The sequence below is a fragment of the Pseudoflavonifractor phocaeensis genome (assembly GCF_021531375.1).
Lineage (GTDB): Bacteria > Bacillota > Clostridia > Oscillospirales > Oscillospiraceae > Lawsonibacter > Lawsonibacter phocaeensis_B.
The window spans coordinates 77859-93723 of sequence record NZ_JADYTU010000003.1; the positions used below are offsets into that span (position 1 = coordinate 77859).

14 protein-coding genes are annotated in these 15865 nt (G+C 60.0%); 11 read left to right on the forward strand and 3 right to left on the reverse strand.

All coding sequences use genetic code 11. From position 1 onward, the window contains the following. Position 1: 1 nt before the first annotated feature. Genes I6E39_RS02575 through I6E39_RS02615 form a run of 9 tightly spaced genes read left to right on the forward strand, consistent with a single transcriptional unit; the run spans position 2 to position 10765 of the window. Positions 2-1129 carry a DegT/DnrJ/EryC1/StrS family aminotransferase gene (locus tag I6E39_RS02575; protein ID WP_235379782.1) on the forward strand — a complete coding sequence of 376 codons (1128 nt, stop codon included), beginning with the start codon at positions 2-4 and terminating at the stop codon, positions 1127-1129. Next, positions 1129-1707 (forward strand): acyltransferase, encoded by a 579-nt coding sequence (locus tag I6E39_RS02580; RefSeq protein WP_235379783.1) that lies wholly within the window; start codon positions 1129-1131, stop codon positions 1705-1707. The genes I6E39_RS02575 and I6E39_RS02580 overlap by 1 nt, the downstream gene beginning before the upstream one ends. Next, positions 1708-3027 (forward strand): nucleotide sugar dehydrogenase, encoded by a 1320-nt coding sequence (locus I6E39_RS02585; protein ID WP_268842154.1) that lies wholly within the window; start codon positions 1708-1710, stop codon positions 3025-3027. Beyond that, on the forward strand, positions 3028-4110 hold the full coding sequence (gene wecB / locus I6E39_RS02590) for a non-hydrolyzing UDP-N-acetylglucosamine 2-epimerase (protein WP_235379784.1): 1083 nt from the start codon (positions 3028-3030) through the stop codon (positions 4108-4110). It abuts the gene before it with no gap. Further along, positions 4107-5216, forward strand: coding sequence for a glycosyltransferase family protein (locus tag I6E39_RS02595; RefSeq protein ID WP_235379785.1), 1110 nt, complete (start codon positions 4107-4109; stop codon positions 5214-5216). Before wecB ends, I6E39_RS02595 begins: the two co-directional genes overlap by 4 nt. An 18-nt stretch (positions 5217-5234) precedes the next feature. After that, positions 5235-6314 carry a Gfo/Idh/MocA family protein gene (locus tag I6E39_RS02600; RefSeq protein WP_235379786.1) on the forward strand — a complete coding sequence of 360 codons (1080 nt, stop codon included), beginning with the start codon at positions 5235-5237 and terminating at the stop codon, positions 6312-6314. 27 nt (positions 6315-6341) lie between these two features. Further along, complete coding sequence (locus I6E39_RS02605) at positions 6342-7643, forward strand: glycosyltransferase (protein WP_235379787.1); 1302 nt, start codon at positions 6342-6344, stop codon at positions 7641-7643. Further along, a complete protein-coding gene (locus tag I6E39_RS02610) occupies positions 7640-9211 on the forward strand; it encodes a hypothetical protein (protein ID WP_235379788.1) in 1572 nt (523 codons plus the stop codon). The genes I6E39_RS02605 and I6E39_RS02610 overlap by 4 nt, the downstream gene beginning before the upstream one ends. 15 nt (positions 9212-9226) lie before the next feature. Continuing rightward, positions 9227-10765 carry a lipopolysaccharide biosynthesis protein gene (locus tag I6E39_RS02615; protein ID WP_235379790.1) on the forward strand — a complete coding sequence of 513 codons (1539 nt, stop codon included), beginning with the start codon at positions 9227-9229 and terminating at the stop codon, positions 10763-10765. 59 nt (positions 10766-10824) lie between these two features. Here the strand turns inward: I6E39_RS02615 and I6E39_RS02620 are convergent, their stop codons facing one another. The 3 genes from I6E39_RS02620 to I6E39_RS02630 are packed head-to-tail and all read right to left on the reverse strand — an operon-like array spanning position 10825 to position 12310. Next, positions 10825-10965 (reverse strand): hypothetical protein, encoded by a 141-nt coding sequence (locus I6E39_RS02620; protein WP_235379791.1) that lies wholly within the window; start codon positions 10963-10965, stop codon positions 10825-10827. After that, positions 10962-11225 carry a hypothetical protein gene (locus I6E39_RS02625; protein ID WP_235379793.1) on the reverse strand — a complete coding sequence of 88 codons (264 nt, stop codon included), beginning with the start codon at positions 11223-11225 and terminating at the stop codon, positions 10962-10964. Before I6E39_RS02625 ends, I6E39_RS02620 begins: the two co-directional genes overlap by 4 nt. An 11-nt stretch (positions 11226-11236) precedes the next feature. After that, on the reverse strand, positions 11237-12310 hold the full coding sequence (locus I6E39_RS02630) for a hypothetical protein (RefSeq protein ID WP_235379795.1): 1074 nt from the start codon (positions 12308-12310) through the stop codon (positions 11237-11239). 398 nt (positions 12311-12708) lie between these two features. Between I6E39_RS02630 and I6E39_RS02635 the strand changes: the two genes are divergently transcribed. Continuing rightward, a complete protein-coding gene (locus I6E39_RS02635; protein WP_235379796.1) occupies positions 12709-14634 on the forward strand; it encodes a polysaccharide biosynthesis protein in 1926 nt (641 codons plus the stop codon). Positions 14635-14897: 263 nt separating this feature from the next. Then, the gene (locus I6E39_RS02640; protein ID WP_420908171.1) at positions 14898-15707 is read left to right on the forward strand and encodes a carbon-nitrogen hydrolase family protein; all 810 of its coding nucleotides are present in this window, start codon (positions 14898-14900) and stop codon (positions 15705-15707) included. Positions 15708-15865 lie beyond the last annotated feature (158 nt).

Genomic DNA, 15865 nt, shown 5'->3' on the forward strand with positions numbered 1-15865 from the left:
TATGCAATTCATCGACCTGAAGGCCCAGTACCGGGCCTTGAAAGCGGAGATCGACGCCAATATCCAGGCCGTCCTGGACTCCGCCCAGTTCATCGGCGGGCCCTTTGTGAAGGAGCTGGAAGAACAGCTGGCCGCTTTCGTGGGCCGCAAACACTGCGTCACCTGCGCCAACGGCACCGACGCCCTGCAGATCGCCTACATGGTGGCGGGGGTAGGGGAGGGGGACGCCGTGTTCTGTCCGGACATGACCTTCATCTCCTCCACGGAGCCTGCCAAGATGTTCGGCGCGGCCTCCGTGTTCTGCGACATCACCCCGGACACCTACACCCTGTGTCCGGAGAGTTTGGAACGGCAAATTCAGGCCGTTCTCGCCGAGGGACGCCTGACCCCGAAAGCCGTGGTCAGCGTGGACATTCTGGGCAATCCCTGCGACTATGACGCCATCGTCCCCATCTGTGAGAAGTACGGCCTGTTCCTCATCGAGGACGCCGCCCAGAGCTTTGGCGCCTCCTACAAGGGCAAACGGGCCTGCGCCTTCGGGTACATCGCCACCACCTCCTTCTTCCCGGCCAAGCCCCTGGGCTGCTACGGCGACGGCGGCGCTATCTTCACCGACGACGATGAGATGGACGCTCTCATCCGCTCCCTCTGCGTCCACGGCAAAGGCCCCGGCGGTAAGTACGACAACATTCGCGTTGGTATGAACTCCCGGCTGGACGCCATCCAGGCGGCTGTTTTGCTGCCCAAGCTGAAGGCCCTGGGGGACTACGAGCTGGACGCGCGGCAGACCGTGGCCGGGCGCTATAACGAGGCCTTCGCCGGAAAGCTGCAAACGCCCTTCGTGGCAGACGGCAGCGTCTCCGCCTGGGCCCAGTACGCGGTGCTGGCCAAGGACACCGCCCAGCGGGACAAGATCATCGCCCACCTGAAAGAGAAGAACATCCCCAACATGGTCTACTATCCCACGCCCCAGCACGGCCTGCCGGTGTTCCGGGAGGAGCCCCACTACGGAGAGACGTTCCAAAACGCCGATGACTACTGCGCCCGGACCTTTTCCCTGCCCATGCACCCCTATCTGGAGGAAGGGTCGCAGCAGGCGGTCATCGGCGCGGTTCTGGAGGCGCTGTGATGGAAAAGGACTACTTTGTACATGAGTCCAGCTACGTGGACGAGGACGTGGAGATTGGCGAGGGCACCAGGATCTGGCACTTCTGCCACATCCAGAAGGGCGCCCGCATCGGCAGACGCTGTTCTCTGGGGCAAAATGTGAACATCAGCAATCATGTGAAGATCGGCGACGGCTGCAAGCTCCAGAACAACGTCTCTCTTTATGAGGGCGTGGAGCTGGAGGACTACGTCTTCTGCGGCCCCAGCTGCGTGTTCACCAACGACCTGACGCCCCGTTCCAAGTATCCAAAGGGGAGCGCGGGTTACAAAAAAACCCTCATTCGTGAGGGGGCTTCCATTGGCGCCAACGCCACCATTGTCTGCGGCCACACCGTGGGGCGCTGGGCGCTGATCGGCGCCGGCGCTGTGGTGGCGGACAATGTCCCCGACCATGCGCTGATGCTGGGCGTACCGGCCAGGCTCGTTGGCTATGTCTGTGCGTGCGGCGCGCGCATGAAGTTTGAAAACGGCCGGGCGGTCTGTGCCGCCTGCGGCAGAACCTATCTGAAATCTCCCGACGGGAATGTGGAGGAAGCATAAATGGGCATCAAGGAAGAACTGATTGAAAAAATTGAAAACAAGACCCTGACCATGGGCGTCTGCGGCCTGGGCTATGTGGGTCTGCCCCTGGCGGTGGACAAGGCCAAGCACGGCTTCAGGACCATCGGCTTCGACGTCCAGAAGGAAAAGGTGGACATGGTCAACGCCGGCAGGAACTACATCGGCGATGTGGTGCAGGCCGACCTGGAGGAGCTGGTGTCCAGCGGGATGCTGTCCGCCACCTCGGATTTCAGCTTTGTCAGGGACGTGGACTTCATCGCCATCTGCGTGCCCACGCCCCTGGACAAGCACCAGCAGCCGGACATCAGCTACGTCCGGGACTCCACCATCGCCATCTCCAAGTACCTGACCCGGGGCTCCATCGTGGTGCTGGAATCCACCACCTACCCCGGCACCACCGAGGAGCTGCTGAAGCCCCTGCTGGAGGAGGGCAGCGGCCTCAAGTGCGGCACCGACTTCTATCTGGGCTTCTCTCCCGAGCGCATCGATCCGGGCAACCTCATCTATAAGACCAGCAACACCCCCAAGACCGTGGGCGCCATCGGCGCCGACGCCACGGAAGTGATTGCCATGGTCTACCGGGCCATTCTGGAGGGCGAGGTCCACACCGTGTCCTCTCCCGCCGTGGCGGAGATGGAGAAGATCTTGGAGAACACCTACCGCAACGTGAACATTGGATTGGTCAATGAACTGGCCATTTTGTGCAATAAAATGGGCATTGACATCTGGGAAGTGGTGGACGCCGCCAAGACGAAGCCCTACGGCTTCCAGGCGTTCTATCCCGGCCCCGGCCTGGGCGGCCACTGCATCCCCCTGGACCCCTACTACCTGAGCTGGAAGGCGAGGGAGTTCGGCTTCCACACCAGCATGATTGAGGCCTCCATGATGGTCAACGACCGGATGCCGGAGTACACCGTGGAGCGGGCGGGGAAGATTTTGAACCGCCACAAGAAGGCGCTGAATGGCTCCAAGGTTCTGGTGCTGGGCGTGGCCTACAAGCAGGACATCGACGACTACCGGGAGAGCCCCGCCATCCGGGTCATCGGGGAGTTCCACAAGACCGGCGCCGAGGTGGACTTCTACGACCCCTACATTCCCAAATACCGGGAGGAGGGCAAGTGGTATGAGGGCCTCCCCGCCCTGACCGCTGAGACTGTGAAGCAGTACGACCTGGTCTGCATCACCACCGCCCACACCAAGGTAGACTACGCCATGGTGGCGTCCTGCGGCGTGCCGGTGTTCGACTGCAAGAACGTCTGCAAGCATATCGAAAACAGAGAGAATATCGAGGTACTGTAAATGAAGAAGATCTGTACGGTCGTCGGGGCCCGTCCCCAGTTCATCAAGCTGGCGGTGGTGTCCCGGGTGCTGCGGAAGGAGTTCCGGGAGGTGCTGATCCACACAGGGCAGCACTATGACTACAATATGTCCGACGTGTTCTTCGAGGAAATGGACATCCCCCGCCCGGACTACAACCTGGGGATCTCCGGCGGCACCCACGGCCAGATGACCGGCCAGATGCTTATAAAAATTGAGGAAGTCCTGATGAAGGAGCAGCCGGATATGGTGCTGCTCTTCGGCGACACCAACTCCACCATGGCGGCGGCCATGGCGGCGGTGAAGCTGCACATTCCCGTGTGCCATGTGGAGGCGGGGAACCGCTTCGGTACCCTGGACAGCCCAGAGGAAGTCAACCGCACGGTGACGGACCATGTTTCCGCCATCAACCTGCCCTGCACGGAGTCCAGTCTCCGCTTCCTGGAGCGGGAGGGCCTGGGCCACACCGCCACGGTGGTAGGCGATCCCATGTACGACGCCTTCCGGTATTACACGGAGCGGCTGGACGGCGGCGAGCTGACGGAGCTCACGGACTTTGCCGGGAGCCCTGTCACACTGCCGGAAACCTTCTATTACATGACCTGCCACCGGCAGGAAAATACAGATACGGATGAAAAGCTCCGGGGCATTTTCGACGCCATGGAGGCGCTGGACGCCCCCACCATCTACCCGGTGCATCCCCGGAATCACCAGCGTGCTGAGCGGTTACAGCGGGAGCACGGCTACCGGAACCTCATTCTGACCGCTCCCGTTGGCTACAAAACCTCCATTTCGCTGGTGAACCACGCGAAGAAGGTGGTTACGGATTCCGGCGGCGTCCAGCGGGAGGCCTTCTTCGCAGGGAAGTCCTGTGTCACCGTGCTGGACTTCGTGGTCTGGCCGGAGACGATGAAGGACCATTGCAACCAGCTGGCCAAGCCGGACAAGGCGGACATTCTGGAAAAGCTGTCCGCCTCCGTGACCTTTGACCCGGCGTATCAGCCCTTCGGCGACGGACACTCCGCCGAAAAAATCGTAGAGAAGATCAAGGAGTTTCTGGCATGACAAAGGTTTGCCACCTCACAAGCGTCCATCCCACGGAGGATGTCCGCATTTTTCAAAAGGAATGTGTCTCCCTGGCAAAAGCGGGGTATGACGTGACACTGGTCCAGCAGGGGAGCAGCTATGAAAAGGACGGCGTCCATATCATTGGCTTCGGAGAGATCGCCCCCAGCCGCCTTCAGCGGATGCTCCGCACCTCCCGCGCTGCCTACGAGGCCGCTTTGGCGGTGGACGCCGACGTATACCACCTCCACGACCCGGAGCTGCTGCCTTACGGCCTGAAGCTGAAGCGGAAAGGGAAGAAGGTCATCTTCGACAGCCATGAGGACGTCCCGGCGGATATTCTGGAAAAGTATTGGATCCCGGCGCCCCTGCGCAGGCTGATCTCCCGGGTGTACGCCCGGTATGAGGCCCACTGCTTTTCCCGACTGGACGGCGTGATCGGCGTGACGCCGACGCTGTGTGACCGTCTGGAAAAAAGCAGCCGCCGGTCAGTGATGGTCACCAATTATCCCATTTTGGAGGAAGGCCTTCCCGTCCCCGCGTTCCGGGAACGGAAAATTGTATTTCCGGGGCTGGTCAGTCCCCTCTGGTGCATCGACACGCTGCTTCGGGCGGTGGAGCCCATTGAGGACGTTACCGTGGAGCTGCGCTCCCGGAATGTGGAGGAGCCTTACGGTTCCGAACTGCGGAGTCTCCCAGGATGGCAGAAGGTGAATTTCCCCGGCCGGGTTCCCCACCGGGAGGTCCTCCAGCTCATGGCGGATTGTATGTGCGGTGTGGCCCTGCTGCATGAATGCCCCAATTCCGGCGGAAAAATGGGCACCCTGGGCAACACGAAAATATTTGAATATATGATGGTGGGCATCCCGGTGGTCTGCACGGATTTCATCCTGTGGAAGGAAATTATAGACCAATGGAACTGCGGCATCTGCGTGAACCCGGAGGATGAAAAGGAAGTGGAGGCCGCCATCCGCTACCTGCTGGACCATCCGGAGGAGGCCCGGCGGATGGGAGAGAACGGCCGCAGGGCCGTGGAGACGGAATTCAACTGGGACACGGAGGCAGGAAAGCTGCTGGCCCTGTACGAGGAGATTCTGAACGACTGAGAACGGAGGAACCGAACCATGAAATACGCGCTCATCGGCTGCGGCCGCATTGCCGTCAACCACATCAAGGCGGCGCTGAACAACCATCTGGAGATCGTTGCCGTCTGCGACGTGCTGCCGGAGGCCATGGAGACGCTCCTGGCCAAGCACGGGCTGGAGAAGGACACCTCCATCAGGCGCTATACGGACTACAAAACCATGCTGGCGGAAAACCCGGACCTTCAGCTTATCAGCATCGCCACGGAGAGCGGCATCCACGCCCAGATCGCCCTGGACTGCATCGACGCCGGGGTGAACGTCATCATTGAAAAGCCCATGGCTATGAGCATGGCGGATGCCGAGGAGATCATCCGCCGCGGCGAGGAAAAGGGCGTGAAGGTCTCCGCCTGCCATCAGAACCGGTTCAACGTGGCGGTGCAGGAGACCCGCCGGGCCCTGGAGGCGGGCCGGTTCGGCAGGCTGTCCCACGGCTCTGTCCATGTGCGGTGGAACCGGAACAAGGGCTACTACGACCAGGCCCCCTGGCGGGGCACCTGGGCCCAGGACGGCGGCTGCCTGATGAACCAGTGCATCCACGGCATCGACCTGCTGCGCTGGATGATGGGAGACGAGGTGGAGGAGGTCTACGGCGTCACCAAGCGGCAGTTCCACGACTACCTGGAGTGCGAGGACATCGGCATGGCGGTGGTGAAGTTCAAAAACGGCGCCGTGGGCACCATTGAGGGCACCACCAACGTCTACCCCAAGAACCTGGAGGAGACGCTGTACCTGTTCGGCGAGACCGGCACGGTGAAGATCGGCGGCACCTCCACCAACAACATCGACGTGTGGGACTTCGCCGACGAGGGGGAGGCCGACGAGAAGAACAAGGGTCTCCAGGAGGCCACCTCCAACGTCTACGGCAACGGCCACACTAGCCTGTTCGCCGACATCATCGACGCCATTGAGCACGACCGCAAGCCCTACGTGGACGCGGTGGCAGGCCGGAACGCCCTGGAGATGGTCCTGGCCATCTACCAGTCCGCCGCCACGGGCAAGCCGGTGAAGCTGCCGCTGAAGGACGTGGCCTCCACGGACTTTGCCGGGAGATTTTCCTGAAATATCACCGTCAGGCAGGAGGTTTCCATGAAGCTGGTGCTGTTCACAGCGAACTACCCATTTGGCAGGGGCGAAGAATTTTTGGAAAACGAGGTCCGGGTCGCGGAACCCCGCTTTGATGAGATCGTATTCGTGTCCCTGGCCAAATCGGGAAGCCCTGTTACAAAATATGTGCCGCGAAACGGGCGTGTTGTCTGTGTCCGGGATTATAACAGCGAATGGCTGCGCCGCGTGACCGCCCTCCGGGGGATATTCCGTCCAAGGGTCTGGCGGGAGGTTTTCCGGCTCCACAGGGAGCGGAAAGAAGCCCGTATCCTGAATGTGCTGAGCAGTGTCCTGCTGGCGGAAGACGCGATGTACTATCTGCATAAAAAGCGAGCGGCCTGGGAAAGCCCCCCGGACGCCCCGGCTCTTTATGTGTCCTACTGGCTGGACGCAAGCGCGACCTATCTGGCCATGCACCGGCAGGACCTCCATGGCCTCTGTGTCTCCCGCGCCCACGGCTGGGACTGCTTTTATGACAGAGGGATCGTGCCTTACCGGGAGATCCAGCTGACCGCCCTGGACGGGATCTATCCGATCAGCGACGCGGGGAGACAGGACCTGCTGGCCCATTACGGGCGGCAGATCCCGGGCCTTTCGGAAAAAGTCCGGGTGCATCATCTGGGCGTCCGCCGGGAAGGCGGCGCGGAAGGGGAGCGGTATCCCAGACAGATGCGCACCATCGTGTCCTGTTCCTCCATCATCCCGCTCAAACGGCTGGATCTGCTGATCGGTGCGCTGTCCCAGTGCGCCACACCTATCCACTGGGTCCACTACGGCGATGGCCCTCTAAAGGAGCAGGTCCTGGACGAGGCACGGGAGAAGCTGGACCCGCTGCCCCATATCACCTATGAGTTCCGGGGGAACGTGCCCAACAGCGAAGTTCTGCGGTTTTATGCGGTCGCCCCGGTGGATCTCTTTGTCAACTGCAGTGATTCAGAGGGCATCCCCGTTTCGATCATGGAGGCCATGGCCCGGGGCATTCCGGTGGTTGCCCGGGACGTCGGGGGCAACGGGGAGATCGTGGACTCCGCCTGCGGCCGGCTGCTGCCCGCGCAGACCGGTCCCACAGACCTGGCCCGGGCCATCGACGGGCTTCTGGCACTGCCCGCGGAGCAGTTCGCCGGAATCCGGCGGGCAGCCGCGGAAAAGATCGCGGCGCAGTATGACGCGGAGTCCAATTATAAGCACTTTTACGAACAATTGGAGGCGCAGCTGTTTTCCATTTCGCGGATGCGGGAGGATGCTCCCAAACCGCAGGTAAATGAGAGGAAAGAGAGAGAATGAATACCTTTGTCAATGCACTGTCGGCCCAATGGAAAACGGATAAGCTTCAAGCAAGCCTGTGGGCAGCATGGCTTGCCACTGTGTTCTTTTCCTTTTGGGGCTCCAACCTTTTTTCAATCGAAGTATCCGGCGTGGGACAGCTGTTCCCGTTCCGGATTCTGCTTCCGATCACTGCCCTGCTGTATCTGATATGGGCGGTTCGGGAGAAGGATTGCTTCTGGAAAGACTCTTCCGCGCTGGAAAAGTGGGTATATGTGCTGATCCTCATTATGGTGGTGTACGGCGCGTTGTCGCTGCCCCGGGCGCTGAACGTTACGCATACTTTCCGGAAGCTGTTCAACCTCTGCTTTGACATGTGCTTTTTCTTCCTGATGCTGCGGCTGTGCCGCAACCGGAAGCTGCTTCGCTATACGCTGTTCGTCTGCGGCTTTGCCGCGCTGCTCCTGGCGGCCGCGGGAATCTTTGAAATTTTTAACGGCGGCATTTTTGACGGTAAATATGATGGAAAAACCTTCTTTTTCCTGTTTAATACATATTTTCAGTATCCTTTGGTGGGTTTCTGCTGCTGCAACGGTTTTTCAGCGACTCTCCTGTTTGCGGTCACCGCGCTGGCGCTGTTCTGGAGCGGAAGAGAAACGCCGCCCACTCGTCCGCAGCTGTGGCTGATCGCGCTGGGACTCCCTCTTATCTGGTTTCTGCTCATTGCCTCTTCCTCCAGATTGTGCATGATGGCTTTTGCCATTCTGATGGCGGGCATTCTTCTTTATTTGTTTTTCAGCAACCGCAAGCTGATGAAGTTCCCGATCATTGCGCTGCTTTTGATCTGCTGCGTACAGTTTGCCCATGAATATCGCAATATCGTCCCGCCTATCCAGCAATATCTGGCGGAAATGAGCGCGTATAAGGAGCAAGTTGCCCAGCCAAATCCCCCTACGCCTGAGACCCCCGACACCACTGAGACTCCCGGTACGCCTGAACTCCCGGCGAAACCCGTCCTGGAGCTTGGGGATCCCAGTGCTGTAAGCTTGGGTGATGAGTTCTTTGAAACGGACGAAGAAACCGGCGAGACAGTATTGAACACACATCTGAGCGGCGGAATCCGGGCCAGCCTGCTTCTCCACGCGATAAACTGTTTCAAAAGTTCCCACGGCCTTGGTGTCGGACTTGGCAACACGGAAGTATTGGCCCCTCAGCAGGTACCGGTTTTAAGGTGGGCGGAGGATGGCTTTGACTATTACAGCATCCATTGTTTTGTCGCACGCATCATTGCCGATTACGGGCTCTTTGTGCTGCTCCCCCTGTGTGTCATTGCGTTCCTGCTTTTGAAGCGGGTGTGGGACATGCTCCGCAGCAGCCTGAAAAACCGGGATAGCCGCATGCTGGGACATACATGCATGCTCCTCTTCGCTCTGCTGGTTTTCCCGATCGCTTCCACCGCAGATGGCGACACCCAGGATCTGCTGGCGATGTGGCTCTATCTGTCCACCGTCGTGCTGTACGCGGAGGAGGATTCCGTCTCCCGCGGCACGGCCCCCCAGCCGGAGCCGCTTCCCCGGGAAGCATCGTGAGAAAGGTTGGTCGTTTTGTCTGAATCCCGTATCCGCAACAGCACATGGAACCTGCTGTCCACCTTCGGCAGCACCATCGTCTACGACCTGGGTTACTTTCTGCTGCGGGCCGTTTTTGTCAGGACCCTCTCCGAGGAATATCTGGGCCTTGAGGGCCTGTTCAGCAATATTTTGAGCCTGTTTTCCCTGATGGAGCTTGGGGTCGGTCCGGCGTTGGTCGTCAGTCTGTACCAGCCCGTGGCAGAGGGGAACCGGGAAAAAATCAAAAGTCTCATGCGCCTGTACCGCAAGGCCTATCAGATCGTGGGCTGCTGCGTGGCCGTTGTGGGGCTGTGCCTGACGCCGTTTCTCCAATACCTCATCAAAGACCCGCCGGAAAACATTCCCCATCTGCGGCTGATCTTTCTTCTGTATGTGCTGAACACCGCTCTGTCTTATTTCTGTATCTATAAGCAGTCCCTGTTCATCGCCCACCAGAAGAACTACCTGGTCACGCTGTGGTACAATGGCGCCCGGCTGATGATGCTGCTGGTTCAGGGCATCGTGCTGCTGTGGACCCGGAACTTTATCCTGTTCCTGGTGGTGCAAATTTGCTTCACCCGGGGCGCAAACCTTTTCATTTCCAAAAAAGCGGACCAGTATTACCCCCATCTGAAGGAGGGGGACGTGGCGCCCCTGGATGCGGAGAGCCGGCAATCCATCTGGAAATACGCCTACGCCTCCACCTTGCACGGGGTGGGATCCAACCTGGTAAACAGCACGGACCAGATCATCATCTCCGCCTTCGTGGGGCTGGTGCCCGGCGGCCTGTACTCCAACTACACCATGGTCACCCAGGCGCTGCGCTCCATCATGCTGAAAGCCTTCGACTCTCTGACGGCCAGTGTGGGGAATCTGAACGCGTCCGCTGACCGGGCGCATCTGCACACGGTGTTTTACCGTCTGCTGTTCTTGGACCTTTGGCTCAGCGGTTTCATCTCCATCGGCCTGTTCTGTATGTTCCAGGACCTGATTTCCCTGTGGGTGGGGCCGTCGTTCCTGTTGGGCTGGGACGTCGTGCTGTGTCTTTCGGTCATTTTCTATCTCAGCAGCGTCCGCCGCACGGTGCTGACCTTCAACTCCGCCACCGGGAACTACTACCACGACCGCTACAAGCCTCTGGCGGAAGCGGCCGTGAATCTGGTTACCTCGGTTCTTCTGGCGCGGCCCCTGGGGGTGACCGGCGTGGCCCTGGGCACCATCATCAGCACGGTGACGGTCAGCTTCTGGGTGGAGCCATATATTCTTTACAAAAATATACTGCGCGACTCCTGGCGGCCCTACTTCGGGCTGGTTCTGCGTGGCACGGCGCTGACGATTTTGGCGGGCGTCGTCACCTTCCATCTGTGCTGTCTGGTGCGGGGCAGCGGGCTGCTCTCCTTCGCGGGGAAATTCCTGATTTGCTGCTTGGTACCCAACCTGCTGTTCCTGCTGGCTTACCATCGAAGCGAGCATCTGCACTATTACCTGCATCTGGTCCAGTCGGTATTCAAACGGCTGCGGAAGCGCCCCTGATACAAGCCATATAAAGAGGACGGGCAGCCAAAGCTGCCCGTCCTTTCTATATGCTCTTCTCACGCGCCCAGCGCCGCCCGGACCTGGACCTTTTCCGCCTCCGTCAGCCGGGAATAGTCCGCCAGGACCGTCTCCAGGTCCTCGCCCCGCGCCACTCTGCGCCGGACCACCCGGCACAGCAGACTCAGTGCCATTGTCATTCGCCGTCACCTCCATACAGCAGGTTCGCCATCAGGTCCTCCAGGTCCTCGATGCGCTGCTCCTGGGAGGGGTGGTCCGCCCGCCAGTCCGCCCGGAGGGTGCCGGCGCAGTCCGCCGTCTCGGACAGCTCCCAGCCCTCCGCGAAGGGCCCGTAAACGGTGCCGTCGTCGGCAATTGCCTGATCGGCGGTGTAGGAGGCCACCTGCTCCAGGGTCTGTTCCGGCGTCTCCGCGCCGGTTTTGTAGAGATACAGTGTCATATGTTCCTCCTTTACAGCAGCGTGCCGTCAGCCTTGACGATCATGCCGCCCTGCTTTTTGTTGTAGCTGCCGCCTAACTGGTTTGGCGTACTGCCGCCCAGCAGCACGATGCCGCCGTGCGAGACCCAGGCGCCCACCTGGTTGTCGTGGCAGTCGTCGGCGCTGTCGCAGTTGATCCAGACCATACCGTTGTTCCGGACGATCATCACGTTGTTCAGCTGGGAAAACTGGCAGGAATTCGCGCTGATTTGGTTGTGCCGGTCGGTGAAGATGCCGGTGTCCTGTCCGCTGCCGGTGACGGTGCAGGTGTCCAGGTAGACCGCCCCGCAGTCCGCGAAATACAGCACATCGCCGGTATTTCCTTCCGCGGATGTAAAGGTAAGCCCCCGCAGGATCATGGAGACGGCGCAGTTGCTGCCCTTCAGACCCTTGGTCAGCGTGAAGGTTTCATTCTCCGCGGCCTGAACGGTCAGGAAGCCCGGGCCGTAAAAATTGTGGAGGCTCAGCGCCTCCGTCAGAGTACCGCTGACGTTGACGGTCACGTTGCCGGTCAGCAGCCGGGGCAGGCTGTCCAGAAAGGCCTGCAGTTCTCCGGCGGCCAGGGTGCGGGTGACGGCAGTCATCCGGTTGGTGGCCATCACCTTATCCCGCACGTGGGAAAATTTTTCCTCGGTGATCAGTCCGGCGGGGGAGCAGGACACAGCCACGTTCAGGTCCTCGGAGACCGTCTCCTCCAGATAGAACCGCAGCACCGTCTGGCTTCCGGCCGTAATGATCACCGGGTTGGACAGCTTGTAGATCTTGTAAAGGATCTCTCCTTCATCCGGGTCATTGGCATAAACGCCCAGTTCTGTCAGGGTGTAGCTTCCCGAGGCGCTTGCCGCCGCCAGCGTGGCGGGGATGGTTGCCGTGTTCCCGCTTTGGGTGGGGGAATTCACCGCCAATGTCTGGCATGGGCCGGGCAGGGCGGCCGCCGTTGTCTGCGTTTTTCCGCTGCCGGCCACCACCCGGGAGATGGTCAGCACCGACCCAGCCGCCAGCTTGGCGGAAAGCGCCAGGCTCTTGGTGGTAAAATATCCTTGCATGTCCAAATCTGCTTCAGCTCCTTTGTATGTTCAGTTGGCCGCCTCCCTGGCCGGAAGGTCGGCTTTTCTTCATCCTAACGAACCCGTCTGTCTCCGGCACTGGAAACGGTTCACAAAACGCCTGCGGAAACCGTTTCCCTGTTTTCCTTGATCATAGCCCGGAAAATCCACTATATTGATGACTTTTATATCAGATGTTTTTCGTTCGGAATCATGTCGCAGGGCGGTTTTAAAATCATGGCGGGGAACTGTTTTCCAGCAGATAAATTTGTCGAAATGCCTTTCCAACCTCAAATGATTGTGCTATATTGTTATAGATAAAGTAACAATCCGTTGCTTTTGCATGTATTTCGCCGGGACCTCAGGGCCCGATCGTAATCGGAAAGGCAGAAACAACCATGAGCCGTTTTCGCAAGCCCCTTCTTTTTTTCTGTGATAGTCTGATCCTGCTGGGTGTCACACTGACCCTCAGTAAGTTTTCCCTCCGATATGGCCTCCCCGATGCCGTAGGCCGGGGCCTGCTGCTGAAGCACCTGTTGGTGCTGTATGCCTGTACAGCGGTCTTTCAGCTGCTGTTCCACACATATGACAGTCTCTGGCGCTACGCGGAGAGCAGGGAATACCTGTCCTTGCTGACAGCCGCCTTCTGCGGCTTTCTGGCCTATGAGGTCATCAGCCGCGCTCTGATGGACAGCGTCATCTCCTTCATCCTGCTGGTGGCCATCGCCTGCCTGTGGGTACTGGGGATGCTGCTGGTCCGGTTTTCCTACCGGGTCTACCGCAGCCGGGTCCTGTTCCGGCGGGGAGGCCCCCGGGTCCCCGTGGCCATCATCGGCGCCGGGGCCGCGGGCGTGCAGCTGCTGGAGGAGCTGCAAAGCAATCCCGACAGCCATTACACCGTTCAGTGCTTTTTCGACGACGACCCCGCCAAGGTCCACAACCGGATTCACGGAGTGGAGGTCAAAGGGCGTATCGCGGACATTCCCGACCGCCTGCGGGCCATGGACATCCGGGAGTTGCTGGTGGCGATCCCCTCCATTTCGGAAGACCGCCGCCATGAGATCTTGCAGGAGCTGTCCGGCCTGGAGCGGGTGCGGGTGACCATCCTGCCCAGCACTTTGGACCTGATCGCCCAGAAGCCCATCCGCAGCCAGCTGCGGGAAATCCGGATCGAGGACCTGCTGGGCCGGGAGCCGGTGCGGCTGGACCCTGCCCCGGTGGACGATTTCCTGGGCGGAAAGACAGTCCTGGTGACAGGCGGAGGCGGCTCTATCGGCTCCGAGCTGTGCCGCCAGATCGCCAAGCACCATCCCAAGCGGCTCATCATCGTGGATATTTACGAAAACAACGCCTACGACATCCAGCAGGAGTTGCTGTACCACTTCGGCAAACGGCTGAATCTGGTGGTGGAGATCGCCTCTGTCCGGGACGGGGAGCGGCTGCGGCAGCTCTTCGCCATGTACCGGCCCGACGTGGTGTTCCACGCCGCCGCCCACAAGCACGTGCCGCTCATGGAGCAGAGCCCCCAGGAGGCGGTGCGGAACAACGTATTCGGAACGCTGAACCTAGTGCGGACGGCGGATGAGTACGGCGTGGAAAAGTTCATCCAAATCTCCACAGACAAGGCCGTGAATCCTACCTCCGTCATGGGCGCTACCAAGCGGCTGTGCGAGATGATCTTGCAGTCCATGAAGGGGCAGAGCGGGACCACCTTTGCCGCGGTGCGTTTCGGCAACGTACTTGGGTCCAACGGCAGTGTGGTCCCCCTGTTCAAGCGGCAGATCGCCGCTGGAGGCCCCATTACCGTCACGGACAAGCGGATCATCCGCTACTTCATGACCATCCCCGAGGCGGCCCAGCTGGTGCTCCAGGCGGGGGCCATGGCCCGGCAGAACGAGCTGTACGTGCTGGACATGGGCCAGCCGGTGAAAATCCTGGACCTGGCGGAGAATCTGATCCGCCTGTCCGGCTACGTGCCCTACCGGGACATTGACATCGTGGAGACCGGCCTGCGGCCCGGCGAGAAGCTGTACGAGGAGCTGCTGATCGCCAGCCGGGACATTGAAAAGACGGAAAACGACCAGATCTTCGTGGAGCGTCAGCCCGGTATCACCCCGGAGGAACTGCGGGGCAAGCTGGCGGTGCTGTCGGCGGCCCTGGAGAAAAACGACCCCACTGTTATTCGGGACGCATTGCACCAGGTGGTGCCCACCTTCCACGAGCCGGAAGACCTGAACCGGGATCAGGGAGACGAGGTCCGAATACCGGAACCGAACGTGGAAGAAAAGGAGAACAGCGTGGTCTGCGGCAGCGCCACGCGGTAAAGCGGCCGCTTAGCGGAAAAGGAAAAATGACAGCGCCTGTGGTTGGAGCCGTAGGCGCTGTTTGAATATACCGTCCTTTTACCTGGGACTGGGAGCGCGGTACTATAATGAAACGCTTTAACGATGTAAAGAGGTACTGTGAGATTCAGAGGCTTTGTATAGGTTCGGGAAAAAGTCTGCGCGCCGCCCTTGGCTCAAAAAATCTGGTTGCGGATTTACCGGAGACGTGCCATACTGATCTTGATAGATGACAATATAAGGTGGTGGGAGTCATGCGCGCAGCCATGATCCAGATGAAGGTAGTACATGACAAACAGCAGAATCTGATCCATGCGAGGGAACTGTTGTACCAGGCGGCCCAGGATGGAATTGATCTGGCCGTGCTGCCGGAAATGTTCTGCTGTCCCTATTCCAACCGCTTCTTCCGCGCATATGGCGAGGAAGAGGGCGGCGTGGCTTGGACCGCTCTGTCCCAGACCGCCCGGGAGCTGCAAATCTATTTGGTGGGAGGCTCCATGCCGGAGCTTTCTGACGGGAAGGTGTACAACACCTCTTATGTCTTTGACCGGGGAGGACGGCAGATCGCGAAGCACCGGAAGGCGCACCTGTTCGACATAGACGTGGAGGGTGGACAGCGGTTTCGGGAATCGGAAGTGCTCAGCCCGGGCAGCCAGATCACCGTGTTTGACACGGAATTCGGTAAAATCGGCCTGTGCATCTGCTTTGATTTTCGCTTTCAGGAGCTGGCGAAGACCATGGCCGACCGGGGCGCCCAGTTGATCGTGGTCCCCGCGGCCTTCAATATGACCACTGGCCCGGCCCATTGGGAATTGCTGTTCCGGCAGCGGGCAGTGGATAATCAGATTTTTACCTTGGGGACCGCGCCGGCCCGGGACGAGACAGAGGAGTATGTCTCCTATGCGAACTCCATTCTGGCGGACCCCTGGGGTACGGTTGTGGCCCGGGCCGGCACAGGGGAGGAAGTGCTTCTGGCCGAGATCGACTTTGCCCAAAATGAAGCCATCCGCCGGCAGCTCCCCATTCGCTCCGCCCGGCGCGGCGACCTGTATTGACCCGCCGACACTCCTGACCGAAGGGGGCCGCTCCGCCGGATGGCTGGAAATTGGGAACTTGTGCGGAGCGGCGGACAAAAGAAAATATTGAATGGAAAGGGGGACGCGGCTTGACCAACCGCGTCCCCTTAAAGTTATCTGTTACGCTCCACAGGGCC

Excerpts from the sequence above, each read along its gene's own strand:
- I6E39_RS02625 (WP_235379793.1), bottom strand. The coding sequence starts at position 11,225 with ATGACACTGTATCTCTACAAAACCGGCGCGGAGACGCCGGAACAGACC.
- I6E39_RS02575 (WP_235379782.1), top strand. The coding sequence starts at position 2 with ATGCAATTCATCGACCTGAAGGCCCAGTACCGGGCCTTGAAAGCGGAG.
- I6E39_RS02600 (WP_235379786.1), top strand. The coding sequence starts at position 5,235 with ATGAAATACGCGCTCATCGGCTGCGGCCGCATTGCCGTCAACCACATC.
- I6E39_RS02635 (WP_235379796.1), top strand. The coding sequence starts at position 12,709 with ATGAGCCGTTTTCGCAAGCCCCTTCTTTTTTTCTGTGATAGTCTGATC.
- I6E39_RS02595 (WP_235379785.1), top strand. The coding sequence starts at position 4,107 with ATGACAAAGGTTTGCCACCTCACAAGCGTCCATCCCACGGAGGATGTC.
- wecB (WP_235379784.1), top strand. The coding sequence starts at position 3,028 with ATGAAGAAGATCTGTACGGTCGTCGGGGCCCGTCCCCAGTTCATCAAG.
- I6E39_RS02605 (WP_235379787.1), top strand. The coding sequence starts at position 6,342 with ATGAAGCTGGTGCTGTTCACAGCGAACTACCCATTTGGCAGGGGCGAA.
- I6E39_RS02630 (WP_235379795.1), bottom strand. The coding sequence starts at position 12,310 with ATGCAAGGATATTTTACCACCAAGAGCCTGGCGCTTTCCGCCAAGCTG.
- I6E39_RS02585 (WP_268842154.1), top strand. The coding sequence starts at position 1,708 with ATGGGCATCAAGGAAGAACTGATTGAAAAAATTGAAAACAAGACCCTG.
- I6E39_RS02610 (WP_235379788.1), top strand. The coding sequence starts at position 7,640 with ATGAATACCTTTGTCAATGCACTGTCGGCCCAATGGAAAACGGATAAG.
- I6E39_RS02580 (WP_235379783.1), top strand. The coding sequence starts at position 1,129 with ATGGAAAAGGACTACTTTGTACATGAGTCCAGCTACGTGGACGAGGAC.
- I6E39_RS02620 (WP_235379791.1), bottom strand. The coding sequence starts at position 10,965 with ATGACAATGGCACTGAGTCTGCTGTGCCGGGTGGTCCGGCGCAGAGTG.